We start from the raw sequence: 4,810 nt of genomic DNA, 5'->3' as shown, positions 1-4,810 counted from the left end.
TTGTTCTCGGCCTGCTGCACGACATCGATCACGAACTGGCGCGCATCCGCGAGCGAATGCGTACGGTCGAGCCAGGGCAGCCAGCGGCGCAAGTGCGCACGGTTCGCGTCGATCACGGCGAACAACTCCTCCGCGTCGCTCAGCGCGAGCTGGCGCAGGCTATGCCGATCATTGAGGCGATGAAAAAACATAAGAGGGGAGACCCGCGCAGAATGCCTGCGCCGTGCGAAACAAAAAGCAAATGCTTATGAAAACCCTGTTGCTCATTCTGTTCGCCACCAGTGCTTTAGTGTTCGCCTCCGGCTGTGCCTCGAAGACGACCATTGGCACGAAGCATCACCACGTCAGCGTGGGCGGCGACGTGCGGTAAAGGCGCCTACGATAGCGGGTCGCGCGTCAGCTTGCCGTTGACGAGGCGCATGAGGCCTCGCGGGTTGGCGTCGACCAACTCGGGCGGCAGGGCGCTGCCGGGGAAAGCCTGGTAGCACACGGGACGGGCGAAACGCTGGATGGCCGCGGTGCCGACGCTGGTGAAGCGCTCGTCGGTCGTGGCGGGATAGGGGCCGCCATGGTTCATTGCGGGCGAGACTTCCACACCCGTCGGGAAGCCGTTGATGATGAGGCGCCCCACCTTGCGCTCGAGGATGGCGAGCAAGTCAGCGGCATTCGCGAGGTCTTCCGGGGTGGCGTGGATCGTCGCGGTGAGCTGGCCCTCGAGATGGTGGGCGATGCGCAGCAGGTCGGTGTAGCTGCCGGCATCGACGACCAAGGTGTAGGGGCCGAAGACCTCCTCGTGCAGCCCGGGGTGTTGCAGAAAATTTTCCGCATCGGTGGCGAAGACCGTGGGCTCGCCGTGCGTTTTCTTGGGCTCCGCGTCGGTTTCGCTTTGGGCCAGAAGCACCACGCCGGGCACCTTGTGCATCGCGGCGAGACCTTCGTGAAAGGAATGGCAGATGCCGGGACTGAGCATCGTCCCGGGGGCCGCGGTGCGCATGGCGGCGGCGAAAGTCTCCGCGAATTTCTCGAATTCGGCGCCGCCAAGGCCGAAGACGAGGCCGGGCTTGGTGCAGAATTGTCCGACCCCCATGGTCACGGAAGTCTTCAAGCCCTCCATGATTTGCGTCCCGCGCTCGCGCAGGGCGCCGGGCAGGATGAAGAACGGATTCAGACTGCTCATCTCGGCGAAGACCGGGATCGGATCGGGACGTCCGGCGGCGGCGTTGAAGAGCGAACGACCGGCAAAGCGCGAGCCGGTGAAACCCGCGGCGCGGGTGTAGGGATGCTTGACGAGGGCGATGCCGATTTCGGAACCGGCACCGTGCAACATCGAGAAGACGCCATGGGGCAGGCCGCACTTTTCGATCGCGCGATTGATGGCGCCGGCGACGAGTTCACTCGTGCCGGGGTGGGCGCGATGCGCCTTCACCACCACGGGGTTGCCGGCGGCCAGGGCGCTGGCGGTGTCTCCCCCGGCGACCGAGAAGGCGAGAGGAAAATTGCTGGAGCCGAAGACGACAACCGGACCGAGCGGGCGCAGCATACGGCGCAGATCGGGGCGGGGGAGCGGCTTGCGATCGGGCAGGGCGGGGTCGATGCGGGCATCCACCCAGGAGCCCTCGCGGACGACTTCGGCGAAGAGCCGGAGCTGGCCTACGGTGCGGCCGCGCTCGCCGGTGAGGCGCTCGAGCGGCAGGCCGGTCTCGAGATGGGCGCGCTGGAGCAGGTCGTCGCCGATGGCGAGGATTTCCTCGGCGATCCGCTCGAGGAAAGCGGCGCGGTCCCCGGCGCTGACCTGGCGAAAAAGGGCGAAGGCTTCCTCGGCGTGGGTGAGCGCACGGGTCACGTCCTCGGACACGCTTTCGTGAAAGTCGGGCTCGAGTTCGCTGCTATCGAGAGGGCTGAGGGCGCGGAAGGCGCGCGCGCTGGTTTCGGCCGGGACGCCGGCGATGAGGCTTTTTCCGTGGAGAGTCATGAGGTGCGAGAGGTGGGAATGTAAACGCGAGGGGCGTTTTGCGAAGGGAAAGATTCGGTGGGTGGGACTACTGCGAGGCGTAACGACCAGAGGTGATCGGTGGTGAAGCGACGGGGTCCTTCGACTCCGTTACACTCCGCTCAGGATGACAGAGTTTTTCAGGCGACGGTGTTTTCCAGGGTGCCTAAGCCGGCGACGGTGATGCGGATGAGGTCGCCAGGCTGGAGGGTGAATTCGCCAGGGGGGATGATGCCGGTGCCGGTGAGGAGGTAGCAGCCCTTCGGGAAGTCGTTGTCGCGGTACAGGTAGCCGGCGAGCTCCTCGAAATTGCGCTTCATCTGCGTGAGGGAACTCGAGCCGTTGAAGACGGCCGCGCCACCGCGCGCGATCTCGATGTCGATGCTGGTTTCGCGCGGCAGCGGCTCGCGGACCACGAGGCCCGGGCCGAGGCCGCAGCAGGCGGAGTAGACTTTGGCTTGTGGCAGGTAGAGCGGGTTTTCGCCCTCGATGTCGCGGGAACTCATGTCGTTGCCGATGGTGTAGCCGAAGATGCGGCCGGCGGCGTTGATGGCCAGCGTCACTTCCGGCTCCGGCACGTTCCAATGCGAATCGCTGCGAATGCGCACCTTCGCACCGGTCCCGACGACCCGATGCGGCGTGGCCTTGAAGAAGATCTCGGGGCGCGGAGCATCGTAGACGCGATCGTAAAAGGTGCCGCCGCCGGCATCCTTGGATTCATCGATGCGCGCATCGCGGCTGCGCAGGTAGGTGACGCCCGCGGCCCAGACTTCCTGGGTGCCGATGGGGGCGAGGAGTTCGGTCGGGCGCACGACGGGTTCGGCGCGGCTGATCTGCTCGTGCAGCCAGCGGGCGGGATCGGCCTGGGTGAAAAGGGTATCGAGTTGCTGTTCGCCGAGGCGGAAGCAATCTTCGCCCCGCTGGGCGAGGAGGTCTTCAGCGGAGCGATAAAGGGTGACGGGCGGGAGGGTCATGGGTGGAGAATGGGAAAAAGGGGGATTCAGGAAAGCAGGAAAGCAGGAAAACGGGAGGGAGTTTTTGGTTTTTAACGGCTCCAAAAAAAATCTCGCACCTTAAATCGGCTTAAGAGGGCTTAAGGCACCTTAAATCGGCTCCTTCTCCTTCGCCCGGGGTGCCTTGATTTGCATCGGCCAATGACCGTGGGTCTCCGGTAACGTCGGTAAATTTTTCGCACCTTGATTTACCTTGATTCGGCTTGAATCGAGCACTGGCTGCCACTCCTTCGGGGTGAGCCGTTTCCCGCGTCAGTTCCGGTGGTGTTGCTGCGCTCAACCACCGGCTATGGGCGCTGGGGTGCCTCCGGCATCGGAGGCTCCAGTGCCCGACCATGCCATGGCGAGCGGAGTGGAAAATCGTCGGAATTCATGCGGGGAAGTGTGCCATGACCCGGCGCAAAATGTGCATCGCTCCATTGGTTCCATTGGCTCCATTGCGGAAAATTCACTCTGCGCGTCGCAAAACAGGGGCTGCGGGAACAGAAGTCTCCGGCGCGTGAGGACACGCGCCCCACATCTGTGATCGCCATGCGAAATGCGTGAACACGGCCTAAGGTTCCTGCACCTTCATCCGTCTTCTGTATGCCCGCCTTGTCGGGTGAAGGCGACACTTTGGCATGCAGTCAGGTTTCCCCTGACTCCCGAATGTAAATTTGCCCTGAAGATGTTCTTTTCCACTTCAAAGAAAACCACTCCTGCCGTAGTCATCTCGGCGCCCTACCGTATGACCACGAAGTTGTTGAGCCTTATCGCTGTGATTGTGACTGCCGCCCGCCTGGCTGTGGCGCAGACGCCGCCCCCGCCCGAGAATCCGGATGGCAAAAAGGAGGAGATCAAAGTCTTCGTGTTGACCGACGAGGAGCGCGCCGCCGGCTGGAAGCTGCTCTTCGACGGGCGGAACAATTACGGCCTGCGCGGACTGACCTACAATGACTGGATCAATCGCGGCTGGCGCATCGACCGCGGCTCGATCTTCTGCGTGAAGGATTTCAAGGACATGGGACTCATGACCGGCGGCCACATCATCACGCTCGATCTCTTTCAGGATTTTGAATTCCACTTCGAGTGGAAGCTCTCCGTGTCCGGCAAGTCGGGCATCATGTACTTCGCCACCGGTACGGCGAAAAAGCCCGAGGGGTTCATCTATACGATCATGGACGACGTGCACAATCCCGACGGTCTCAAGGGCGGCCCCATCCGTCGCACCGGCGGGCTCTATAACCTCATCCCGCCCGCGGCGGACAAGAAACTGAACGGCCCCGACTCCTGGAATGAAGGCAGCATCCTGGTGCAGGGAAATCACGTCGAGCACTGGCTCAACGGGGGCAAAGTCCTGGAGTACGAACTCGGCTCGCCGGAGCTCCTGAAGCTGGCCAAGGCCGCTGGAATAAAGCCGTGGCAGGGTTTTGGCCAGAAATTCAAGACGGCGCTGGTCATCCTCGACGAGGGCGAAGAAGTGGAATTTCGCAACCTGCGGGTGCGGCCGATCTGGAATGCCGCACCGCCTGCGGCCACGCCGGCGGCGCCCGCGGCGCGGTAGGGGCGGGAGGAGGAATGGGAGGGAGGGGAAGAATGGGCGTGCGGGGAGCGGGGCGGCCCCAAGCCCGTTGTTTTTTTCGACGCCACTCGCGGCCTGCGATTGACGCGCTGGCGGTTTTCGAGTGCTCTTTTCTACCCACCCACCTTCCCCACCATGATTCTCTCCCGCATTCTTCCCCTCGTTGTCACTCTTTCGCTCGCGGCGGCGGCTTTCGCCGCTGACCCCAACGCCCTCTCCGACGCCGAAAAAGCGGCCATCGACGAA

Annotated in this window: 4 protein-coding genes and 1 pseudogene; 2 read left to right on the top strand and 3 right to left on the bottom strand. The window is 63.4% G+C overall.

All coding sequences use genetic code 11. From position 1 onward, the window contains the following. Window positions 1-191: pseudogene (locus tag ABJF10_RS29370) on the bottom strand (RimJ/RimL family protein N-acetyltransferase); the annotation flags it as partial. Between the two features lie 56 nt (window positions 192-247). Between ABJF10_RS29370 and ABJF10_RS29365 the strand changes: the two are divergent. Continuing rightward, window positions 248-370, top strand: a complete 123-nt coding sequence (locus ABJF10_RS29365; RefSeq protein WP_348548163.1) for a hypothetical protein — start codon at window positions 248-250, stop codon at window positions 368-370. A 6-nt stretch (window positions 371-376) separates the two neighbouring features. Here the strand turns inward: ABJF10_RS29365 and ABJF10_RS29360 are convergent, their stop codons facing one another. Both ABJF10_RS29360 and ABJF10_RS29355 read right to left on the bottom strand, forming a co-directional pair. Further along, the gene (locus ABJF10_RS29360) at window positions 377-1,972 is read right to left on the bottom strand and encodes an aldehyde dehydrogenase (NADP(+)) (RefSeq protein ID WP_348548162.1); all 1,596 of its coding nucleotides are present in this window, start codon (window positions 1,970-1,972) and stop codon (window positions 377-379) included. A gap of 158 nt (window positions 1,973-2,130) precedes the next feature. After that, window positions 2,131-2,964 (bottom strand): fumarylacetoacetate hydrolase family protein, encoded by an 834-nt coding sequence (locus tag ABJF10_RS29355; RefSeq protein WP_348548161.1) that lies wholly within the window; start codon window positions 2,962-2,964, stop codon window positions 2,131-2,133. 802 nt (window positions 2,965-3,766) lie between these two features. On the opposite strand from ABJF10_RS29355, the gene ABJF10_RS29350 reads away from it, so the two are divergent. After that, window positions 3,767-4,546: a DUF1080 domain-containing protein gene (locus tag ABJF10_RS29350; RefSeq protein ID WP_348548160.1), complete on the top strand. Its 780-nt coding sequence runs from the start codon at window positions 3,767-3,769 to the stop codon at window positions 4,544-4,546. Window positions 4,547-4,810: the final 264 nt, after the last annotated feature.

Origin of the sequence: Chthoniobacter sp., from assembly GCF_040003245.1 — a bacterium.
Classification (GTDB): domain Bacteria; phylum Verrucomicrobiota; class Verrucomicrobiia; order Chthoniobacterales; family Chthoniobacteraceae; genus Chthoniobacter.
The sequence above is the reverse complement of the archived record's forward strand: the minus strand, read 5'-3'. Positions and strand labels throughout refer to the sequence as shown.

Coding starts and splice junctions, on each gene's coding strand:
- ABJF10_RS29365 (WP_348548163.1), top strand. CDS start 248: ATGAAAACCCTGTTGCTCATTCTGTTCGCCACCAGTGCTTTAGTGTTC.
- ABJF10_RS29360 (WP_348548162.1), bottom strand. CDS start 1,972: ATGACTCTCCACGGAAAAAGCCTCATCGCCGGCGTCCCGGCCGAAACC.
- ABJF10_RS29355 (WP_348548161.1), bottom strand. CDS start 2,964: ATGACCCTCCCGCCCGTCACCCTTTATCGCTCCGCTGAAGACCTCCTC.